The 21,318-nt window shown below is 36.9% G+C and carries 13 protein-coding genes and 1 pseudogene; 2 read left to right on the plus strand and 12 right to left on the minus strand.

Annotated features, from left to right (window positions below; translation table 11 throughout):
• Positions 1-112 precede the first annotated feature (112 nt).
• The 12 genes from RM539_RS14915 to RM539_RS14970 all read right to left on the minus strand — a co-directional run bounded on the left by RM539_RS14915 (position 113) and on the right by RM539_RS14970 (position 20,564).
• Positions 113-1,933 carry a glycoside hydrolase family 2 protein gene (locus RM539_RS14915; RefSeq protein ID WP_311504218.1) on the minus strand — a complete coding sequence of 607 codons (1,821 nt, stop codon included), beginning with the start codon at positions 1,931-1,933 and terminating at the stop codon, positions 113-115.
• 235 nt (positions 1,934-2,168) lie between these two features.
• A complete protein-coding gene (locus tag RM539_RS14920; RefSeq protein WP_311504219.1) occupies positions 2,169-4,370 on the minus strand; it encodes a GH92 family glycosyl hydrolase in 2,202 nt (733 codons plus the stop codon).
• A gap of 34 nt (positions 4,371-4,404) precedes the next feature.
• Positions 4,405-5,829 (minus strand): glycoside hydrolase family 125 protein, encoded by a 1,425-nt coding sequence (locus tag RM539_RS14925; RefSeq protein ID WP_311504220.1) that lies wholly within the window; start codon positions 5,827-5,829, stop codon positions 4,405-4,407.
• 144 nt (positions 5,830-5,973) lie between these two features.
• Positions 5,974-7,125 carry an MFS transporter gene (locus RM539_RS14930; RefSeq protein WP_311504221.1) on the minus strand — a complete coding sequence of 384 codons (1,152 nt, stop codon included), beginning with the start codon at positions 7,123-7,125 and terminating at the stop codon, positions 5,974-5,976.
• A complete protein-coding gene (locus RM539_RS14935; RefSeq protein WP_311504222.1) occupies positions 7,125-8,033 on the minus strand; it encodes an ROK family protein in 909 nt (302 codons plus the stop codon). The genes RM539_RS14930 and RM539_RS14935 overlap by 1 nt, the downstream gene beginning before the upstream one ends.
• A 229-nt stretch (positions 8,034-8,262) precedes the next feature.
• Complete coding sequence (locus RM539_RS14940; RefSeq protein WP_311504223.1) at positions 8,263-10,032, minus strand: class I mannose-6-phosphate isomerase; 1,770 nt, start codon at positions 10,030-10,032, stop codon at positions 8,263-8,265.
• A 6-nt stretch (positions 10,033-10,038) separates the two neighbouring features.
• Positions 10,039-11,244 (minus strand): glycoside hydrolase family 76 protein, encoded by a 1,206-nt coding sequence (locus RM539_RS14945; RefSeq protein WP_311504224.1) that lies wholly within the window; start codon positions 11,242-11,244, stop codon positions 10,039-10,041.
• Positions 11,245-11,254: 10 nt separating this feature from the next.
• On the minus strand, positions 11,255-12,487 hold the full coding sequence (locus RM539_RS14950; RefSeq protein ID WP_311504225.1) for a SusE domain-containing protein: 1,233 nt from the start codon (positions 12,485-12,487) through the stop codon (positions 11,255-11,257).
• On the minus strand, positions 12,487-14,058 hold the full coding sequence (locus RM539_RS14955) for a RagB/SusD family nutrient uptake outer membrane protein (RefSeq protein WP_311504226.1): 1,572 nt from the start codon (positions 14,056-14,058) through the stop codon (positions 12,487-12,489). Before RM539_RS14955 ends, RM539_RS14950 begins: the two co-directional genes overlap by 1 nt.
• Positions 14,059-14,069: 11 nt before the next feature.
• Entirely contained in the window at positions 14,070-17,093 is a 3,024-nt protein-coding gene (locus RM539_RS14960; protein WP_311504227.1) for a SusC/RagA family TonB-linked outer membrane protein, read from the minus strand.
• 95 nt (positions 17,094-17,188) lie between these two features.
• Positions 17,189-19,558 (minus strand): GH92 family glycosyl hydrolase, encoded by a 2,370-nt coding sequence (locus RM539_RS14965; RefSeq protein ID WP_311504228.1) that lies wholly within the window; start codon positions 19,556-19,558, stop codon positions 17,189-17,191.
• 277 nt (positions 19,559-19,835) lie between these two features.
• Positions 19,836-20,564: a GntR family transcriptional regulator gene (locus RM539_RS14970; protein WP_311504229.1), complete on the minus strand. Its 729-nt coding sequence runs from the start codon at positions 20,562-20,564 to the stop codon at positions 19,836-19,838.
• 312 nt (positions 20,565-20,876) lie between these two features.
• Between RM539_RS14970 and RM539_RS20135 the strand changes: the two are divergent.
• Both RM539_RS20135 and RM539_RS20210 read left to right on the plus strand, forming a co-directional pair.
• Positions 20,877-21,050, plus strand: a pseudogene (locus RM539_RS20135) (IS21 family transposase); the annotation flags it as partial.
• Between the two features lie 36 nt (positions 21,051-21,086).
• Positions 21,087-21,308, plus strand: coding sequence for a hypothetical protein (locus tag RM539_RS20210; RefSeq protein ID WP_489752682.1), 222 nt, complete (start codon positions 21,087-21,089; stop codon positions 21,306-21,308).
• Positions 21,309-21,318: the final 10 nt, after the last annotated feature.

Here is a 21,318-nt window from a genome sequence, read left to right on the forward strand (position 1 = left end):
TTCAAAGTAATTCTTCCCCGACATTGAGCTGAGCCAATGATTCACTTCATTAGGGGACACAAATATCATGATAGCCATTTCTTTTCATATCAATCTTTCTATTCAGAAGCTATTACAGTGTATTAATTACTTTCTGGTTGGCTTCCCTTACCCTTTCTACATTTACCTTATCTATCTTTCTGTCGTAGGTCATCAAACCGTTTACTTCACCTTCCACATCGGTAGTCTGGGTATAAATAGCTGCGGAAAAACCTGCTTTAACAAGCCTTTTCAGCTTCTCTGCGTATTCCACATACTTATCTGTAACTTCTTTAGAACTCTTAAATTGGACATATCCCCAATTCCTGCCTGTTGCCCATAGATGATCCTCCAATGCAAGCCCTATACCTCCATATTCTCCCAAAACAGTTACTCTTTGTGCATCATAAAGGTATAAGGAAGGATCGGGGTAATTATGAAGATCTAGAATATCTCCAGTTTGGAAATGATTTCCTCCACTAGCAGAATTAATCAATCTTGAAGGATCATAGTTTTCGGTCCATTCAGTAATTTCCATCGTCTTAAACTGTCCCCAACCTTCATTAAATGGTACCCACACTACAATACTCGGATATGAATAGAGGTAATCCATAATTCTTTTCCATTCTTTACGATAGATCTTTTCCGATTCCGCAGAGCGTTTTAATTCATTTCCTTCAAAATACTTTCGCATTTGCCATGTAGGTTGTGCATCTCCATTTGGCATATCCTGCCACACCAAAATTCCTAATTCATCACAATGCGTATACCACCTGGCAGGTTCAACCTTCACATGTTTACGTATCATATTAAAACCAAGTTGCTTGGTTTTCACAATATCATATTTTAAAGCCTCATCAGTAGGGGCTGTATAAAGCCCATCAGGCCACCAACCCTGATCAAGCGGGCCAAAATGGAAATAATCTTCATTATTCAATTGCATTCTTATAAGGCCGTTTTCATCTCTTTCGGTTGAGATTTTACGCATGGCAAAATAGCTATCCACTTCATCTCTTACTTTTCCATCACTAATTAGCTTTACCGTAGTTCGGTATAAAAATGGTAATTCTGGAGACCATAATTTGGGATCCTCAACATTAATCGAAAATTCCTGACCAATAGCTGATCGGGTTTTGCTAACCTCCCTATTTTCATCATAAACAGTAACTTCTATAATATCGCCATAGGATGAGTTTCTAGCATTACCAGAAATCTTAATCAGATTATTATCAATATCTGGGGTGAACCGGAGATCTTCGAAACTTTTATCATTTACAGGTTCCATCCAGACTGTTTGCCAGATTCCTGTCACCGGAGTATACCAGATACCTTCCGGATTTTTAACCTGTTTTCCTCTAGGCTGAGGTCCGTTATCACTGGGGTCCCAAACCTTAACAGTTAATTTCTGACCTTTGTTTTTATTCAGAAATGGTGTTATATCAAAAGAAAAAGGATCATACCCTCCTTCATGGGTCCCCACTTTAATATCATTAACCCATACCTCAGCTCTCCAGTCTACCGCACCAAAATGCAGAAGAATATTTTTGTTTTTCCAGTTATTTGGAACTGTGAAACTGGTATCATACCATAATTCATAATCACTTCCCACTGGCTTCATTACCCCAGACAGACTAGATTCCACAGCAAATGGAACAAGTATTTCTCCATTAAAATCTGAAGGTTTAGCCTGTCCTTTTTTTACAATACTATAGTCCCAAAGGCCGTTTAAATTTTCCCATTGGGCACGCTTCATAATTGGCCTGGGATATTCTTTTAATATATTATCGGGATCGATATTCTCTGCCCATTTCGTTTTTATCTTATCTCCTGCAGGTTCCCACTGAGCATAAGTAGCACTCTGAGAGAATAAGATCAGGCATATTAAAAAGAGTTTGATTTTTTCATTTGTATTCATTTAATAAAACGTTTAATTAATAACTATTACTCTCACTCCTGTACATTGTTTAAAATAGATTTTAACAAGGTTGCACTGGTTATCTCTATATTCAGAAGGCTCGACATTTTCGTAAAAGGAGATATTTTTACTTCCCGATAGGATGTATCCTGAGCAGATGCATCAACAGCAATCAGAAAAGTAAAAGCAATGGTAGAGTCTCCCTAAACACTTCATTTATAATGGGATTTATTTCTTAATTTTTGGTTTCAACAATAATTTCCCCTCCGTTTTCAAACAAACTATGATTGACGAAATATTCATCTGTATTGGTACCGTTAATTAAAATATTCTTCAATTCACGTGAATTTCCCTGATGAATTATCTGCAATGTCTTCCCATCTTTTAATTTCCATGTAACAGAATTAAAGATTGGAACTGTTACAAGATATTCAGGATCTGAAGGAGAAAAAGGGTATAATCCTAACGCACTAAAAACATACCAAGAAGACATTTCTCCCGCATCATCCATACCTGAAAGAGCAAGACCCTCATCTCCAATACCATAATAATCCGATAAAAGTTTATCAATAATAGCCTGAGATTTTTCCGGTTTGTCAATGAAATAATAGGAAAATGGAGCCTCATGATTTGGCTGATTTCCTTGGCTATACTGCCCTAAAAATCCAGAAACATTCCGCGCTCTATGTTCTGGATTCCATTTATAACTAAAGAGAGAATCAAGTTTTTTCTCAAATTTTTCTTTTCCTCCATACTGCTCAACGAGTCCCGGCATATCGTGTGGAGCAAAGAAAGATACCTGCCATGCATTGGCCTCCCTATACATATATTCATAATACGGATATTGAGGATCGAATGGAGAAACCCAGTCACCATTTGCCATTTTTCCCCTCATAAAATTGGTGTTCTTATCAAAGACGTTTTTATAATTTAGGGAACGTTTAAATAAATCCTGTTGACGTTCCGCATCATTCATTTCTTCTGCAAGAAGAGATAGCGAATAATCGTCATAGGCATATTCTAATGTCTTGGATACACCGGCATTACCCTTTGATTCGGTTTTTGGATTCTCTATGCTCGGTTCCGGCACATACCCAAGTTCGATGTATTCTTGTATGTGGGGGCGTGTTCCTCCTTCCTTGTAAGCATTATTCAGCAAGAGTTCATATGCTTTTTCTACATCAAAGTCTTTTATACCTCTTTTATAGGAACCGGTAATGAAAGACGCAGCGTGATCACCATGGAAAAATGTAGGGATAAATCCTGTGATCTCGCCGCGATTTATTAGTGATTTAATAATATCTGAAGTTACATCTGGTCTCATTATTTCCAGCAATACCACTTTATTCCTATAGGTATCCCATAACGAAGGTTTTGTGTAATAGCGAAAACCTTCATTTCTAACATTTCCGGCAATATCTACAAAATCTCCATTGATATCACTACGTAAAGCAGGCCATAAAAAAGACCTGTATAAAGAAGAGTAAAACATTTCCTTTTCTTTTTCCGAACCTCCTTCTACCTGGATATGGTTTAAGAATTCAGACCATATTTGTTTTCCTTCCTGAAAGACGTCATCAAAGGATTTTTCGCCTACTTCTTTTTTCAGATTCATTCTGGCATTTTCTATACTTACATATGATAATCCTATTTTCATGGTTACCTTATTCATCTCAGATTCATTCAAGCTAACAAGAGCATATCCGCCACGACTGCCCTTCTCTTTTAATTCTATCTCTTTTATGTCATGGTCAATTTCTGCAAAAAAGTGAATTTTATCTCCTCCTACTCTTTGGAATCCGTTTAGCTCATTGGAGGAAACTTTGGATATTTCCCAATCTGAAACCATGTGGTTAGCTGTTCCCAAGTCGAATAATATCCTTTTTTCTCCCTCTTCGTTATAAAGATATTCATGAACGGCGGCTCTTAAAGTAGAGGTCAAGCGTACATTAATATCATAGTTTTGCAGTTTAACCTGATAATAGTCTGGCGAAGCGTTCTCCTCTTCATGAGTAAATGTGGCTTTATAAGGTGCTTCTGCCTCTGTAGAAAGTGGTAGAATTGGAAGATTACATAGATTCCAATGTCCTTTATTAGTATGCGCAAAGCCCAGTATCTCATTATCTTCATATTCGTAACCTGCTCCCGTACCATATTCGGTAATAGGACTCACCTGTACCATGGCATTGGGTAGAGAAGATCCGGGATAAGTAAGACCGGCCCATACTCTCCAGTCCTTTGGAGGCGTATAACCTATAATATCTTTATTCAGCAATGGAGCGGTACCTATAAACGTATTCACATAATAGTATGCAGATTTTCCTTCTTCACCTGATTCATCATTTTCCTGTCCAACAACAGTTTTGCAGGAAAAGAATAACATCAATACACCCAAAAAAAGAACAGGTTGTTTAATATTCATAATATAATTTTTCATGATCTTCTTTTTTGAATTTGATTTCTTCCTGTTTTTAACTTAACAGCGAAGGATTCTTTTGATAAGTTTCCCACAGGAATTCACCGAACAGAGTATTGGCCCATGCAAACCATGATCTGGTAAAATTAGATGGATCATCCTTATGAAAGGTTTCATGCATAAATCCGGTACCTGCATGCGTATTTTTTAAAGTTTTAATACAGTTTCTTATTTCTTCATCATCTATACTGGTTAAGCCCTGCATAGTTATGGCCATTGGCCATATCATTTCCATACCTACATGAGGACCACCTATTCCGCTGGCAGCTTTCCCTTCAAAATAAAAGAGGTTGTCTTTAGAAAGAACGAATCTTCGGGTATTCCGATAAATCTCATCAGACACCTTCATTGCTCCCAAATAAGGAAGCGATAATAAACTTGGTACATTAGCATCATCCATCATTAGACGGTTTCCGAAACCATCAACCTCAAAGGCATAAATTTTCCCATATTTTTCATGATCAACAACCGCATGCTTTTCCAAGGCAGCCTCTACCTCCTCTTTCATTGCATTTAGTTCAGCAGCAGTGTCTGAATCATTTGCGATTTCGGTCATCATTTCCGCTGCCTGCTCCAGACTCACAACTGCAAAAAAGTTTGAGGGAATTAGAAAGGAAAATACACTCGCATCATCACTCGGTCTAAAAGCCGAACAAATAAGTCCTACAGGATTTACCGGATAACCATACCCCTGAAGAGCCCTGGTATCGGTGGCTTTCGGCGTTTCCCTTTGAAAAGAATATTCTCCTCGATCTTCTTTCTTCTGTTGATCTTTAAATACAGCAAGAATAGACTTCATTGCCTTCTTCCATTCTGCATCAAAAGGAGAGGTATCCCCAGTAGTTTTCCAATAATGATATCCTAAACGAATTGGATAACATAAAGAATCAATTTCCCACTTTCTTTCGTGAACACCGGGTTCCATATCAGTGTAATCACTGAACCATTCTCCTTTTTTATCCGGATCATCATAAAAGGCATTGGCATAAGGATCTTTAAGGATATACTCTGTTTGTCTATTAATTACTCCAGCAATTAACTGCTTAAGCTTTTCATCCTTACCTGTAAAAGGCATATACGGCCATATCTGAGCAGAGCTATCACGTAGCCACATCGCATCTATATCACCAGTTATAACATAGGTATCCGGTTTTCCGTTTTTCTTGGAATATGTTACTGTGGTATCTAGGGTATTTGGAAAGCAATTGTTAAATAACCACCCAAGTTCTTCATCATTAACATTCTTCCTAAATTCTCCAATCATATTTTCAATGATCTCACTTCGAAAATTTCTTTCATTTTCAGGAATTCTTACAACAGGAAATTCTTGATATAAAGAGCCTGCAAATATATCCATAGGATTAATCAGTGTTAACCCTCCAAAGAGAGCCGTATTTCGAATAAACTTTCTTCTTTGCATATCTGATATTTTATTTTCAAGGATTAAGCTTCTCCTGTCAATTTAATCCGTTTTTAAGTTTACCTCCCAGTATTTTGAAAAGCCATGACATTTATTTAAGGAAATGCAACCAAAATGCCCATTTTCACCAAGAAATCTCTTATTTTAACTGTACTTCTTTAAAATAAAGTAAGTGAATACTACATATAAACTACATAATACCAGTAAACCAAAACTCAATTCTATTCCTGCTAGGCTATTGATAAACCCCATTATAGGAGGTATAATTGCCCCTCCTACTACTGCCATAATCATTAAACCTGAAATCTCATTTGATCTTCCCGGCATTTTATTTATGGTAAGGGAAAATATTAAGGGAAAAAGATTTCCGGAGCTTAAACCAATAAGAAAAATAAAAATATTGGCAATTACGGAATTTTGAGAAAAGATCAGCAGAATGAGAAATATAACAGTTAAGAGTGCTGACCATAATAAAAATCGAAGATTATCTAAACGAGCCAACAACAAGGCGCCAAGAAGCCTGCTTACCATCAAAGCACTAAAATATATACTTATACCAAGAGATGCACTCTCAAGGGAAATATCAAAACGCTGTACTAGTAGACTCTGAATATTCGTATTCATACCCACATCTAGTCCTACAATGAGGAAAATAGCCAGCACCATACTGGCAACAAAAGGATTCTTAAGCAAATTAAACGAAGTTTTGAAAGAGGCCTTTACAGTAGATTTGGTTTCTACAATTGGAGTAATAGCAAGCCATACTCCTGTGATTATAGAGGTCACCCCATACACTAAAAAAACGAGTTTCCAGTCTCCAAACTCTGTAACCATATAAGTTACCATTATTGGCCCCAGCAATGAGCTAACTGCTTTGATGAACTGGGAAAGACTCATAAAACTTGAGAATTTCTCTTTACTTACCACATCCTGAAGCAAAGGATTCGAAGCCACCTGTATAATGGTATTCCCTATTCCTAAAAGAACAAAACATCCTAATAACGAAGTATAGGTATAAACAGCAAACGGGATAAACATTCCTATAGCTGTGAAGCCAATACCAGATAAAAGCAATTTTCTTTTTCCGTAGTTATTTTGCAAGATTCCAACGGGAATAGAAAGAACAAAAAACCATATAAATACCATAGAAGGTATTAACTGCGCTAATTCAGGAGAAAGATCAAAATCCCGCTGCGCATATCCCGTGCTCACCCCCACAATATCCACAAAGCCCATTACTATATAACAAAGCAATACTGGAAGAAGTACTTTGATCTTTAATTGATTATTTGCCATTACATAAGTTTTAAGGTGGATTTTATTGTATTATAATATCCGTTATCTACCAGTAATGCACTTCCTGTAATCGCAGCCTGTTCCCCTAAATTGGAAACTTTTACCGGAATGTCTGGAAGATATGCACTAAGTGCCTTTCCAAAATAAGGGAAAGCTTTAGCAATATTCCCTCCCAGCACTAGTACTTCTGCATCAAATTCATGCAAATATGGCTTTAAGAAATCTCCTAGTTCTCCTCCAAATTGTAGCAAAGATTTTTTAGCTGAATCATCTTCCTCTACCCTATCGCATATTGCTCGAACGTTTGGAATATTATTCCCACTCAATGATTTATACCGATTTAAAATTCCTCGTGTGGAAAAGACATCATCTGCCATTTCGTTATGATAAAATTGATTATATAAAAAGCCTCCTTCAGGTACTCTTTTATCCAAAATAATTGGCTTACCATCAATAAGGAAACTAGATCCAAGGCCGGTACCCAGAGTCACAGCCACCACACGCTTATATTGTGCTGCACATCCTACCATGGCCTCGGCAATAGAAAAGGCAGTCGCATCATTAATAAAGCGGATGTTTAAAGGTTGTATTCCTAATTTCTCGGATAATTCTACACGAATATTGATCTTATAGAGTGCAGTTAGTTTATCTACATCCTTAATGAGACTTATTCCATTATAATAATCAAAAGGCCCCGGCATGGCGATTCCAATTCCAACTACTTCTTCTTCTGTTGTTTGGCGGCATGTTTCCAAAGCATCCACCCAACCATGGATAATCTCTTTTTTGGATCCTTTAGAATCTATTTTGCGATATATTAAACTCTCTTTATTAACTTCTTTCTTGTTGTGGTTATATAGACATGCTGAAATGTGGCTTCCGCCAATGTCTACTCCTATACTATACATAGCCTTAGTTTTATTGTTTTGATGCTTTACAAAATATAACCCGCTCTCTGTTCACCAGATAATCCAATGAATAGTTCAAGTTATTAGAACAATTAGTTATTTAGAAAAAGCATCTAATGCACGGCTGAAACTTTGTGCTAAAATCCATGCTTTCTTCCTACTAATAATAGAGGAAAAAAGAATGAGTCTCCCTTAGAATTAGCAGAACACGTCTCCTTCCGAACAAATATTATTTTATAAATGCTTTTAAAACTTTAATGGGCAGATTGTTTAGATTTTCAATAGTATAATTTTTTACTACTGCAGGAATTATGAATGATTCTGCATAATGAAAAACAAAGGACTCCCCTGAAATTTCAATTCTTACTTTTTGCCCTTCTACAAGACTCAAAATGTGAGTTCTATTATTTGTAGATACCTTAACTTCATGTTTAATAGTATACCTGTGCACATCATAAAGGTGTTCTTTGTGAGTTGGTAAATGTTCAAGTTTCCAGCCCTTTTCATTCTCAATCACCTGTGGTGATGAAATTAATTCTTTTTCAACCTTGCTTCCAGCACGCTCAAACACTAAATTATCCATTCCCCGTTCTATATTTATAGGGCGTGGCTTTCCATCCAGGTCCACTCGCAACCAATCATACATTTTGAAAGTATAGATATAGGGAGTTGAACTAATCTCTAATACAAGATTGTTTTTACCAGATCCATGAATAGTTCCTGGCGGAATTAAATAAAGGCCATGTTTGCTTGCGTCAAAAGCCTGAACATAATCTGTAATTTCTAATTCTTCATTGTTCTGAACACTCTTCTCAAGAGCTAACTGAAAACAATTTGGGGTAACACCATCCTGAAAACCCAGATAAACCTGGGCGTCGTCCTTTTTATCGAGGATATAATAGGTTTCTTCCTGTGTAATGCTTTCTCCGAAATGCTTCTTCATGTAATCCTTTTGAGGATGACATTGTATGGATAAATTTCCTCCATCGAACGTATCAAGAAAATCGAAGCGGATGGGAAATTCATATTTGTAAATATTAAAATCTTCACCGAGTATTTCCTGGCCAGCATGGTACATTAAAAAGTCAAATGAAAATTCCAACAGTAGCCCGGAACTTTCAAATATCACCCCATTTTCAGGAACAATAAGTTCGAATGACCATGCGTAATTAATCACATCATCAGAAAGACCTTTTATCTGATCTTCAATCCAGTGTCCTCCCCAAGCTCCTGGCTCAAACCATGGTCTTACCCTGATAGGAGTTTTTACATATTCTTCAATACCTTTCCTCCAGGTATCTCCCTTTGTCCAGGTAATTTCGGTGGTTCTTTGCCCATCAATAAGAAAGTCAATATCATTTTTAATAGCGTTTTTGTGTTTATTTAGGACCACCCAATCCACAAAGTAAAATCTTTTATACATCTGCTTTGGATGGAAGGCTTTTGAAGCTCCTAAATTAAACACAGATTCTGCGCGGGAACGGTACTGAATTTCATTCTTGCTGATATCAATAAAAATACTTGTACCCTTTACAGGAACCAATTCCGCTCCAATGCCGTAAAATATAACCGGAGTTTTTGTATTGGTTTTACTTAAGGCCGTTAACCTATGTTTATCGAAAAAATCAATTAACTCCAAGGTGGTCAGCTTTCCAAATACAGGATCATCCCCGCCTAAAAATGGGTTGACCATTTCATTAATATCTTCTTCACTCTTATAGGCCTCTTCTACATTCACCCACTTCGGGTAAACGCCTATTTTATTCAGAGCTTCATTAAGATTCTGTCTTACCGATTCAAAAATAATTCCCACATATCCATCTATTTTGATAATAGGAGAATCAGCTAAGTTCTTAACAAAGGAGTCATAGCCTTTATGTATAACATTGGAGCCAATATTAAAGGTGGGGTAAATATCATATTCCGAAGCAACAGAATCCTTTTTTACTGGTAACTCAAATTGACTTGTCTCCCGAATTTTTTCTTTTGTATTAATCATTATTTCTTATTGTTTTTCATAAATAGCGGCTCTACCATAAGCTTCTACTAAAGCAGCTTGATGTAACAACCAGTAATATCTTCCTTGGTTGTTTCCAGACCAATCTTCATAAAACTGCCCCTCATCATTTCTTGCATTTTCCCAGGCATAGTCCATATTATCAATAAAAACCTCTACATATTCATCAGATTTTGAATCATATTCTGACAACTGAATGAAAGCTGTCAATAATTCTACATTGAACCAGGAGTCATTGGTCTGATAAAAAATTCTACCATTAATAACTTTGGTGAATTTAGAATATGCCGCTCTTGCAGTGCTAATGGCCTGATTCAAATATTCCTGATCATCTGATATTTCATAAAGATTAATCCCAGACATAATCATCATGGCTGCATTATAGGTCCATTTTGTAGTATTTATTTCCTCAGATCCAATATTGATGTCATTCCAGTACAAATTATCAGAAGGATCCCTGAGGGTATTATAAGTCCAGTCATAAACCCTTTTTGCAAAAGTCAAATATTGTGTGTCATTAGTTAACTGATACATTTCAGTGGCAACATATGCTGCATAGGCGCTTGTATTTGCAGCCTTCATGCAATTTGGCCCACTTGTACAATTTTCAGATTGTCCTTCAAACCAGTAAAGGCCGCCACCCATCCTGGAATCTTCTCCAGACATTATAAATTCAGTTACTTTTTTAGCTCTATCCAGATAAAAGGAGTCATTTGTAAGTTCGTAGGCCTTGATTAGTTCCATGGCAACTATTGCACTATCGTCATAATAATGGTCTGTACTACCTCCAGATACGGGATAAGCCTGGTATGTTGGAAGATTGCTCCTGTCATCATAGTAAGCGTTCAGCCCTTCAAATTCCTTGTCTAAAATTGAACGTTCATAACCAAGTTCGTACAAAATGTTTCCGGCGGTAAGCATTCCCACGTATGGCCATAAATAGCTATATTCCCTTTCGCCGCTTTGCTCCGGAAAATTTTCTTTATATAAATCTCCATTTTTGTATAGCTCCTGTATCATTTCATAAGTAGCCATAGCTTTTTCTTTATGGCTTAATGTTTCTTCGGGAGGGTTTTCACCTCCATCTTCTTTTGTAGGGTCTACCATTTGATCTTCTATAGAAGGATCACTGCTACAGCTAAATATTCCCAGCAGAAGAGTAATTACAATTACATGCATTCCTTTAATATTCATAGCGTTTATTTTAATTTATTTCAAGTTCATGATAATAATGATCGGCTTTGGGATCAAAAACAATTCTTACGGTAAAGCTTTTCCCGTTCAATTCATCAGGAAACTTCCAGGCACCCTGCCAGTATCCTGCATCAGGACCTAAAAAGTAAACATTGTAATAATAATCAGGTTCACCTCCATTTGGTCTTACATTGTAAGCGTTTAGACCTTGAACTAAAGATCCGTTCATATCATCAGTATGAAAACTTCCGATGTAGGAGGTTTGTTCTCCTAAGGTAAACATAAAACGATATCTCTCTTCTTCCCCTCCAAGCCAATCTGGAGCCCCAGGGCCACCTGGTACTAAGAAATCAAAATATCCATTTGTAGACTCGAATGTATGATTACCTACATATGCTAAATCAGCCTTTACCTCTTGATTAGCCATTATATACAACTGAATATTTGAAATTTTACTGAATGAAATAGTGGCTTGTGATAAATTCATTCTAACTCTGTACACTCCTTCTTCCATATTGAAAGTTGAAGGTTGTTCACCAATTCTAATTTTACCCTGATCATTAACATAGTAGTAAGTAAAATCCTCTTCATTGGTGTCATCAGAGTTCGCTATATAAAATTCTCCTGGGGTAAGTTTAGTAATAGATTCAAATACCCCCGGTTGAATATCCTGATTAGGTAATTGGCTGGATATTTCCTTGAATGCAATCGCGTTTTCAATATTGGCTGATTCGGTGGCACTCCCATAGATATACATAAATTCCGGGAAAATTGCCAATCCTTCCGGCCTACTTAACTGGACTATAGAAGAGGTACCAAATTGCTCACGGTGATAACTACTAATTGCTTCCACGGTCCAGATAATATTACCTGTTTCCAATTGCGGAATACCTGCTTCAGCAGCCATAACGTTTAATCGTGCAGCACTGGCTGTATAAGAAGGAGAACTACCTCCATTATCTGATACCGCTGAAAATAAAGGATCCTGAAAATCCCCTCCTTGTTCGTCAAACAAAATTCTATAGCTTATTGCTCCACCATCAGCTGATTTAGCGAGTGTCCAGGAAAAGATAACCCGTTCATCATTTTCAGTATCAAGCAATACAGTCTCATTATCTGCTGGAGAAGCCAATGTCCCCATTTCAACAATTTCAGGATTTAAATCGTAATCTTCGTTATCGCAGGATGATAATGCCAGTATAACGGCTAACATTATCATTATTTTATTAGATATTGCTTTCATCACCAGTTTGGGTTTTGAGTTAGATTATTATTGATATCTCTTTCACTTTGAGGTATAGGCCACAGATAATGTTTTGCAGGATCAAAGTTTCTTAAACTAATCCTGATGTAACCGTTATCTTCTGTAGATTCATCGGTTTTAATTCCGTGGGTCCATCCATTTAAAACATCTTCGGCGACCCTCCACCTGCGGATGTCGAAAAAGCGATGGCCTGCTTCAAAGGCTAATTCGATCCTTCGTTCATTTCTCACAATATCCCTAAGCAGGTCCTGATTATTACCGGGAAATTCAAGAGCCTGCCCCTGAAGGCCTGCTCGCGCCCTAATAGCTCTAATTGTGGTATTCCAATCTTGTTGATTAAATGTTCCTAATTCTATTTTTGCTTCAGCGTAATTTAAGAGGACTTCAGCGTATCGGATAAGAATAAGATTTAAACCGGAATTTGTCTGGTTTCGAGCCTGAGGATCAAAATACTTATGAACATAATACCCGGTTGGAGTTGAATTCGAAGAATAGTTTAATCCATCAGGTGCGGCACCCGGAGAAGTATCTATTGTAACCTGATTTCCATCGAAATTGGTCATTTGATATTCATCATAGATAATAGTAGCCTCTAACCTGGGATCTCTGTTTTCGTAAGGGTTATTCTCATCGTACACTGCCGAAGGGTCATCAATAGCATACCCATTTATAGTTGGATAGCTATTGATTAGTTCCTGAAGCGGAGAAAAAATTGCATTACCCCCAAGGCTAGGTGGAATTAGAGAATATTGATTGTTATGTTCCCGATCTATAGGAATGTATTGGAGACTCAGAATAATTTCATCTGCTGTTTCATTTTCAGTCTTAAAAAGAGCTCCATAATCTGGAAATAACGAATATTGCCCTATAAGTTCCTGTGCTAAATTTGCCGCTTCCTCATATTCTTCATTATATAAATGAATTCTTGATTTTAAGGCAATTGCGGCTCCTTTAGTAATCCTACCATTTTGTTCGCTGGGATAACTTTCTGGCAAACCAGCTATTGATTGCTCCAGTTCATCATAAATAAAGGATAAAACCGTGGATTCATCAGTCCTTTCCAAGGTTAAGGATTCTTCTATGCTTATTTCATCGGTAATAAGAGGAACATCGCCATAGAGGTCTATTAAATAAAAGTAATGCAACGCCCTAATAAACCTTCCCTGGGCTTTCAAAGATTCTCTTTGCTCTTCAGTCATTTCCGTTACATCATCAATATTGTTAAAAAAGATATTTGCTCTCCTTATGGCCTCATATCTTGAAGTCCAAACTCCTGTCACAACACCATTTGTGGGGCCATAGCTTCCGCTGGCGATATTTCTAAAATCTTCCCTACCCTTTGTGTAGGCATCATCTGAAAGCGTACTTAAAAATAAATACCTATCAGCATCCATAAGATCTGCATACATCGAATTTAGAAATATGCGTGCATCTTCCTCGGTCTCCCAATAATTTAATTCACTTTGAGAATCTACGGGCGCAAGGTCTAAATCGGAAGTGCACCCAATGTGCAATGAGAGAATCGTTATTATTAATATAATTTTTTTCATTTTCTTTCTTTTTAAAAATTGATATTCAAACCAAGGGAGAAAACTCTTGAAACCGGATAAATCCTACCATTAGCATCTACATTTTCAGGATCTACACCCAATTCGTTTAATGGACTAAATGTTAACAGGTTTAATCCTGTAAGGTAAAAGCGCGTGCTCTCAATACCAAGACTATTCATTGCTGTAGAAGGCAAAGTATATCCTAATTGAATATTTTTAATCCTTAAATATTGGGCATCGAAAATATAGAAATCGGATCTTGCTGCATTGTTTACGGACTCGGATCCTACAGTTAACCTTGGATAAGAAGCGTCTAAATTTTGAGGGGTCCAACGGTCTAAATGCCTTTCAAAAACAGGTCCTTCATTATTATTGTGAAATGCTTCTACTATTTCTCCACGTAACCATTGTTGTCTTTTCCCTACGCCCTGGATAAATATTGAAAAATCAAATCCATTCCAGTCCATCGCATAAGTGGCACCATAGGTATATCTTGGAAATGCATTCCCCAACACAAAACGATCATTTCCATAGTCAATTTCACCATCACCATTGCGATCAAGATATCTTATATCTCCCGGATCCACATCATTTACAAAAATAGGTTTGGCGCTATTGGCTATTTCTTCTTCTGAATTAAATAATCCATCTGATTTCAGTGCATAATAAGAATTTATGGAATAGCCTTCACGTAAGATTGTTACAACATCGGTTCCATTTATAAATTCCCTTCCTCTTAAATCCTCTATTTCATTTTTATTATCAGCAATGTTGAAATTGAATGAGTGGTTTACTGCTCCTGTTTCAAATTGATAATTCATACTGAGTTCCCATCCTCTATTCCTTACCGAACCGGCATTTTGAAAAGGTTGCCCTAAACCATAAGTTGCCGGTACAGGAAGTTGCAAAAGGATGTCTTCAGTCAGATTATCAAAAACCTCAAAAGTCACATCTAATTTTCTCTTGAAAAATGATAAATCGACACCTAAATTTTTCATGGTTGAGGTCTCCCAGGTACGGTTTTGATTTGAAACAGAATAATAGGAACCGGAAACACCTACACCTCCAAAGCTATAGACGTTAGTACCGGGGCTCACTAAGCTTTGATAACCATAATAATCCCCATTACCTTGTGAATCTGTTATATCTTGATTACCTAATTGCCCCCAGGAAGCCCTTATTTTGGCAAAAGACACCACGTCTTCAATAGGTTTAAGAAAATCTTCTTCACTCAATATCCATCCTGCGGAAAATGATGGAAATACACCCCAGCGATTATCAGATGAAAACCTAGATGATCCATCATAGCGTATATTACCATTTATCAGATATTTATCGTCATAGGTATATCCAAATTTTCCGAAGACAGATTGAATAGACCATTCATATCCAGAACCAAAAGCACTCTGAATATCTCCGGCATTATCTATTACTCCAAAATCATTTCCGGGAATATCTATTCCTGTTACTCCAAAAAATTCACTTTTGAATTTCTCAGATGAGCCTCCCAGTAAAATATTAAAATCATGCTTTTCTGCAAATGTTTTATTATATGTTGCAGTTAGGTAAGGATTGAGATATAAAGACCTGTTATAGTCATCTGTCACAGAATTCTCATTATTTCCCCCACCTGGGTAAGCAAACTCTATAGCTTTACGAAATTGATGCCTTTTATTGCTGGTTATATTTCCTCCCAGCACGGCTCTCAATACAAGATTTTCAACGGGTGTATACTCTAAACTAAAGTTACCCAGCATTTCATCATTCTGAATATCAGTAACGCCTCCCTGCTCCAATTGTGCCAGGGGATTACTATTACTACCGCTTGCCAAAGTGTAATTACCTTCTTCATCGATAATATTGTAAATAGGGGGGATTCGTACCGTTGGCTCTATTATCCATTCTTCATAAAAAGCATGCTCTTTAATATCATTTCTTGCAAAAGACATTCTACCTCCCATTTTAAATTTTTCATTTATTCGCTTGTCTAAATTTAGTCTTGCGTTATATCGCTGATATCCATAATCAGGGCCTTTAAACATACTCTCCTGGTCTAGGTAACCCAGTGATAATAGATAATTCAGTCCATTGTCCGCTCCGCTCATAGAAAGGTTATGACTACTTTGAAGGGCCATATCTTTATAAATCTCACGATTCCAATTAACATCAGGTCCATTTTCCTTAAAATCCAATATCTGTTCAGGTGTAAAGGCGGCAGCCATCCCTGAATTAATTAAGGCCTCATTTCTTAAAGTTGCATACTCCCATGATTTCGCGAATTTTGGGAAGTTGGTTGGCTGCTGAACCCCAAACATTGCCTGGTACGAAAAGCGGGGTTTTCCCTCCTTACCATTTTTAGTGGTAACCAATATTACTCCATTAGCAGCTCTAGATCCATATATTGATGCTGAAGCGGCATCCTTCAAAACACTAATACTTTCAATGTTATTGGGATTAATGTTGTTTAAGGAGCTTATTACACCATCTACTACAATTAACGGCGTATTTCCGTTAATTGTACTGATTCCCCGAATATTTATTCGTGGTATGGAACCCGGTTTAGAGGTAGTGTTTTGAATAGTTAATCCCGCAGATTCTCCCTGTAAAGCCTGGTAAGCATTAGATACAGGCTTTCCTTCAATGGCCTCCTCTTCTATAGTACTAACAGCTCCTGTAAGATTGGCCCTTTTTTCAGTACCATATCCCACAACAACTACATCTTGCAGTTCATTTAAATCACCTTCAAGAATTATTTCATAATCATCTTTACCCGGTAAGATTTCTATTTCCTGGGTTTGATAGCCTACAAAACTTATCACGAGGACATTAGCGTTGTTGCCTCTTAAATTTAAACTGAAGTTTCCTTCGAAATCTGTAACAATTCCGTTATCAGTGCCTTTTTGGATAATTGATGCACCTGGTAAAGGTCCAGACTGATCACTGATAGTTCCTGTGATGACTCTATCTTGCGCAAACGATTTAGAAAAAACGAGCAATAAGAAGATCAGGATTAACTTTGAATATTTATTCCTCATAATTATAAATTTAAGTTCATATGTTTATACATATTAAAAATTATTAAAAAGCGATGGGGCTAAAATGCTGATATAAAGAGGGTCAGAAGCCTATTTTACCATTTCAAAAATAAATCTTCATTTGGTTTTTCCCCTAAGGTCATGTTTATAGTAGCACCATTCTTTAAGGTTGAGAATTTAATTTGATGTTCTTTAAATTGTTCTCCGTTTAGCCTAATAGATTGCAGGTAATAATTCCCTGGTTTATTGTTTTCGGTGGTTATTACAATGTTGTTTCCGTAACCATTGTTAATAACAATTTTATCAAACAAGGGACTTCCTATCTGAAAAGAAGGATCTATCTCCGTCAATCCTTTGACATCAAATAATCCCATAGAAGACATTACGTACCAGGAACCAAGTTGCCCCTGATCTTCATCTTGCCCATATCCATATCCATGAATACCTTCTGTACCATAGAAGTCATTGCAGATTTTTCGCACCCATTTCTGGGTAAGCCATGGATGATCAGTAAAATTAAAGAGCCACGCGATGTGCAAGTTGGGTTGATTTCCCTGGTTATACAGATATTTCACTCCCGCAAAAGCATCTATTTCTTCCCCTCCAAATTTAGTTTTTTCAGAAACTGTAAATATGGAATCCAATCTCTTTACAAACTTCTCTTCTCCCATGGTATTAACAAGCTGCCGCGGAGTATGCGGCACATAAAAAGTATACTGCCAGGCATTGCCTTCCTGGAAGCCAGCCCAGGGCTGGAATGGATCAAAATCTTCTAAAAATTCACCAGAAGCTAATTTTGGCCGAACGAAATCTATCTCTTCATCATAAATATTTTTCCAGTTATCAGATAATTCCATAAGTTCCTTATACTCCTTTTCCTTACCCAAAGCTTTAGCAAATTGAGCTACTGCATAACTGCTATAGCTGTATTCTAAAGCATGTGATACTGAAAAACCAGAGCCTTCAGGAGTGGTCTCCCATCCGGGAACATAATCTATATAACCTTTATTAACAAATTGGCCAAGATCAGTCTTTCCGGCTCCCTCATTTCTATCCTTATATTTCATTTCATTTTCATACGCCGCCTTAAATGCTAATTCAATATCATAATCCCTAATACCAGCTTGATAAGCAGAAGCAATGACTAAGCCTACGAAATTAGTACCGACACCTGAAACAAATTTGGAGTTTGCCAATCCATCTCCTAACCATCCTGAATTTTTATAAACTAATAAATGAGTCTGCACAAAATCGTTAAAATATTCAGGCCATACCAACGCCCATAACTGAGTAAGATTCCAGTAAGCACCCCAAACGGAATCTGTGTTATAGAAATTAAATTCTGGCTTACCGTTTTGATCCAGAGGAATCTGACCTATCGTGCCATCATTTTCAGGAAAACTACCATTAACGTCACTAGCCAAACCTCTTCCTAAAAGGGCATGATATAAGCCTGTATAAAATTTAGTTTTATTAACTTCTGAACTATCTGTAATATTAATTTTATTTAATTCTTCAGACCATATCTCTTCTGCCCGATTTTTTGCCATTTCAAAATTCAAGTTACTCGCTTCTTCAGAATAATTTTTCCTGGCGTTCTCTATAGAAGTATAGGAAAACCCCGTTTTGATTTCTATAGATTCATTTTCCTCTGTTGAAAACTTCAAAAATAATCCTGCTCCTTTGCCTTTTACTGATGCGGAATCGGCAAAAGTTTGTTCAGATTTGAAAGTTCCTACAGAAGACGGAGTTTTACTTACAACACCTGAAAAGAACATATGAACCTCTCCATCTGGCTGATACTTTTTTACATATTCGGGATAAGTTATAACCCAGCCTTCAATGGTATTTGTTTCTTTGTTATAAGAGACTGAAGCGTCCTTCACTTCCCCGCTTTCCCCAAGCTGATTTCCAACATCAAAAATTAGATAGGAATCTTCATTTTTTGGAAAAATGTATTTCTGAAAACCTACTCTTTTTGTAGCCGTCAGCTCTACCTCTATTTCATAATCCAGCAATTTAACTTTGTAATATCCAGGTCTTGCATATTCGTCTTCCTTATTGAATCTTGACCGGTATCCCTCATCTGGATTTTCTAAGGATCCGGGGATTGTCTTCAAATCTCCTGTCATCCCTGTAAACAAAAATCCCCCTACCTGAAACTCATGAAGATTTGCAAAACCTTCAATACTTTCATGCCTTTCATCATAACCTACAGCTTCCCAGCCTTGTACGTTACCATAACTGCCATTAGTTGATGGACCAAGTTTTGCCATACCAAAGGGCACTGCTGCCGGCGTATAGAAAAACCAGCGGCTATGAGCGGTTCCAATATTAGGATCAACATAAGCCATAGGATCTTTTCCTCTACTAGAATTAGTTCTGTTTTCAGTTGCAACTTTATTTTCCTTGCAACCTATAAAAATGAGAAGAAGTGAAATTATGGAGGGAAAAATTTTATTCATGATTTAATTTTGTAGTTTTTGAATGTGCTGTAATAAACAGAAAAGAATTAAGGCAACCTTAAATCCTCTCTCAAACCTTTTCGCAAATGAAAATTATTAATGTTCATATGTACAAACATAAAAAATTAAATTAATATATTCCTAATTTTGAATTATATTTTTTATAAAATTAAGTGATTAATATGGAGGAATTTTCTGAATATTGCTTTATCGGGTGTAATAAAAAACAATTTTTCAATTTAATGAATCCCCATCGCTTGGTTGACAGAATCAACTTTTAGCGAGTACTTTCTACAGTATAAAGGAAACTATCTGCCTTGTAATAGCCTAAGTTGTACTCAATGGGTCTTTCCCCTTGATCAAAAACAAATCGTTTCCTAAACAGTACCGGCGAACCCTGTTCAATCTCTAACTTCACGGCAATAAATGCTGTAGCAGCAGTAGCACTTATTTCCTCTTTAGAAAGTGTGGCAATGACTGAATGTTCCTGTTCAAGCATTTCATATAATGGACGCTTAAAATCCTCTTCACCCGTTAACTCTACCCTGGGGTGAAAATAGGAAGCGAAATAAACAAATGGTTCTTCCGGTTTACCCCTCACCCGTTCCATCTTGAAAACTTTACGTCCTTTTTGTATTTCGAAGAAAGTGGCCAATTCATCATCGGCAGAAACCCAACTTATATGAAGTTCGAAATTTTTTATGGGTATGCCACGAAGCTTCATCTCCTGAGAAAAACTTAACCAATTATTAGATTTTGAACTTACAGGTCGAGGAGCAACTTTGGTTCCAGCCCTTTTCTTACGCACCAATAATCCTTCAAAAACTAATTTTTTAATAGCTTGTCTTACTGTTGAACGCGAAATGGCAAGTTTTTTAGACAATTCTACCTCGCTCGGCAGTATTTTTCCCTTACTGTATTCCTCCTCTTGAATAAGTTCCCGCAGTAGTTTCTCTACCTGTGCATGTAAGGGCACAGGGCTTTTATGATCAATGTTGAATTTCATATTTCTTTATCCAATGAATGTGCAATAGTACTAATTTTTTTAAAGTAATATTGTCTACACATTAAATCAAATATGTATTCTAGTACTGCAAATAGAAATATTATACTCAATTTCCAGCTTTTTCTACAGAACCCAGTTGTTTTGGACTTGCAACAAAAAACTGGACTTTAAGTTGAGTGACTATGCTGCTAGTTTGTGATTATACATATTTAATTCAAATTCTATATAGTTCTGTTCCCCAAATAAGAATGTCTTCTTCTGGTATTGTACCAGGTCTCTATCCATTGAAAGTGTCATCGTGAAGGCAAAAGTCAACGAGTAATCAGCAGGGAGCTTGGGATCAGCAGGAAGACCATAAAGAATTATATCACCCAATTTGAAGCCCGGTTACAGTCTGGATCCTCTCCACAAGAGGCCATAATTCAGTATTTATCAAATCCCCCTACCTACCATCGGGAGAAACATAAAAAATTAAACTTACTGTAGAAGTACAACAGTTCATCGATGAGCTGCTTACAGCTAATGAAGAGAAAAAAGCTGCAAGGACTTCGAAAGCAAGTTCTTAAAAAATGTGATATTCATAGCCTATTACAAGAGCAAGACATTGGCATTGCTATTGGCTACACTACCGTCTGCAATTACATTCTTTGCGCCAACATTTATAATAAAACTTCCCCAGAAAAAGTCGCTGAAAGGCATCCTGTCGGATTCTACATGAGTTCAGCCCTTGTTCATCCAGTCTAATTTTACAATA

Source organism: Autumnicola musiva (assembly GCF_031846585.1).
GTDB classification, from domain to species: Bacteria; Bacteroidota; Bacteroidia; order Flavobacteriales; family Flavobacteriaceae; genus Autumnicola; species Autumnicola musiva.

Bases quoted from the DNA above. Each gene is read 5' to 3' on its own strand.
- RM539_RS14915 (WP_311504218.1), bottom strand. From the start codon at position 1,933: ATGAATACAAATGAAAAAATCAAACTCTTTTTAATATGCCTGATCTTA.
- RM539_RS14920 (WP_311504219.1), bottom strand. From the start codon at position 4,370: ATGAAAAATTATATTATGAATATTAAACAACCTGTTCTTTTTTTGGGT.
- RM539_RS14925 (WP_311504220.1), bottom strand. From the start codon at position 5,829: ATGCAAAGAAGAAAGTTTATTCGAAATACGGCTCTCTTTGGAGGGTTA.
- RM539_RS14930 (WP_311504221.1), bottom strand. From the start codon at position 7,125: ATGGCAAATAATCAATTAAAGATCAAAGTACTTCTTCCAGTATTGCTT.
- RM539_RS14935 (WP_311504222.1), bottom strand. From the start codon at position 8,033: ATGTATAGTATAGGAGTAGACATTGGCGGAAGCCACATTTCAGCATGT.
- RM539_RS14940 (WP_311504223.1), bottom strand. From the start codon at position 10,032: ATGATTAATACAAAAGAAAAAATTCGGGAGACAAGTCAATTTGAGTTA.
- RM539_RS14945 (WP_311504224.1), bottom strand. From the start codon at position 11,244: ATGAATATTAAAGGAATGCATGTAATTGTAATTACTCTTCTGCTGGGA.
- RM539_RS14950 (WP_311504225.1), bottom strand. From the start codon at position 12,487: ATGAAAGCAATATCTAATAAAATAATGATAATGTTAGCCGTTATACTG.
- RM539_RS14955 (WP_311504226.1), bottom strand. From the start codon at position 14,058: ATGAAAAAAATTATATTAATAATAACGATTCTCTCATTGCACATTGGG.
- RM539_RS14960 (WP_311504227.1), bottom strand. From the start codon at position 17,093: ATGAGGAATAAATATTCAAAGTTAATCCTGATCTTCTTATTGCTCGTT.
- RM539_RS14965 (WP_311504228.1), bottom strand. From the start codon at position 19,558: ATGAATAAAATTTTTCCCTCCATAATTTCACTTCTTCTCATTTTTATA.
- RM539_RS14970 (WP_311504229.1), bottom strand. From the start codon at position 20,564: ATGAAATTCAACATTGATCATAAAAGCCCTGTGCCCTTACATGCACAG.
- RM539_RS20210 (WP_489752682.1), top strand. From the start codon at position 21,087: ATGAAGAGAAAAAAGCTGCAAGGACTTCGAAAGCAAGTTCTTAAAAAA.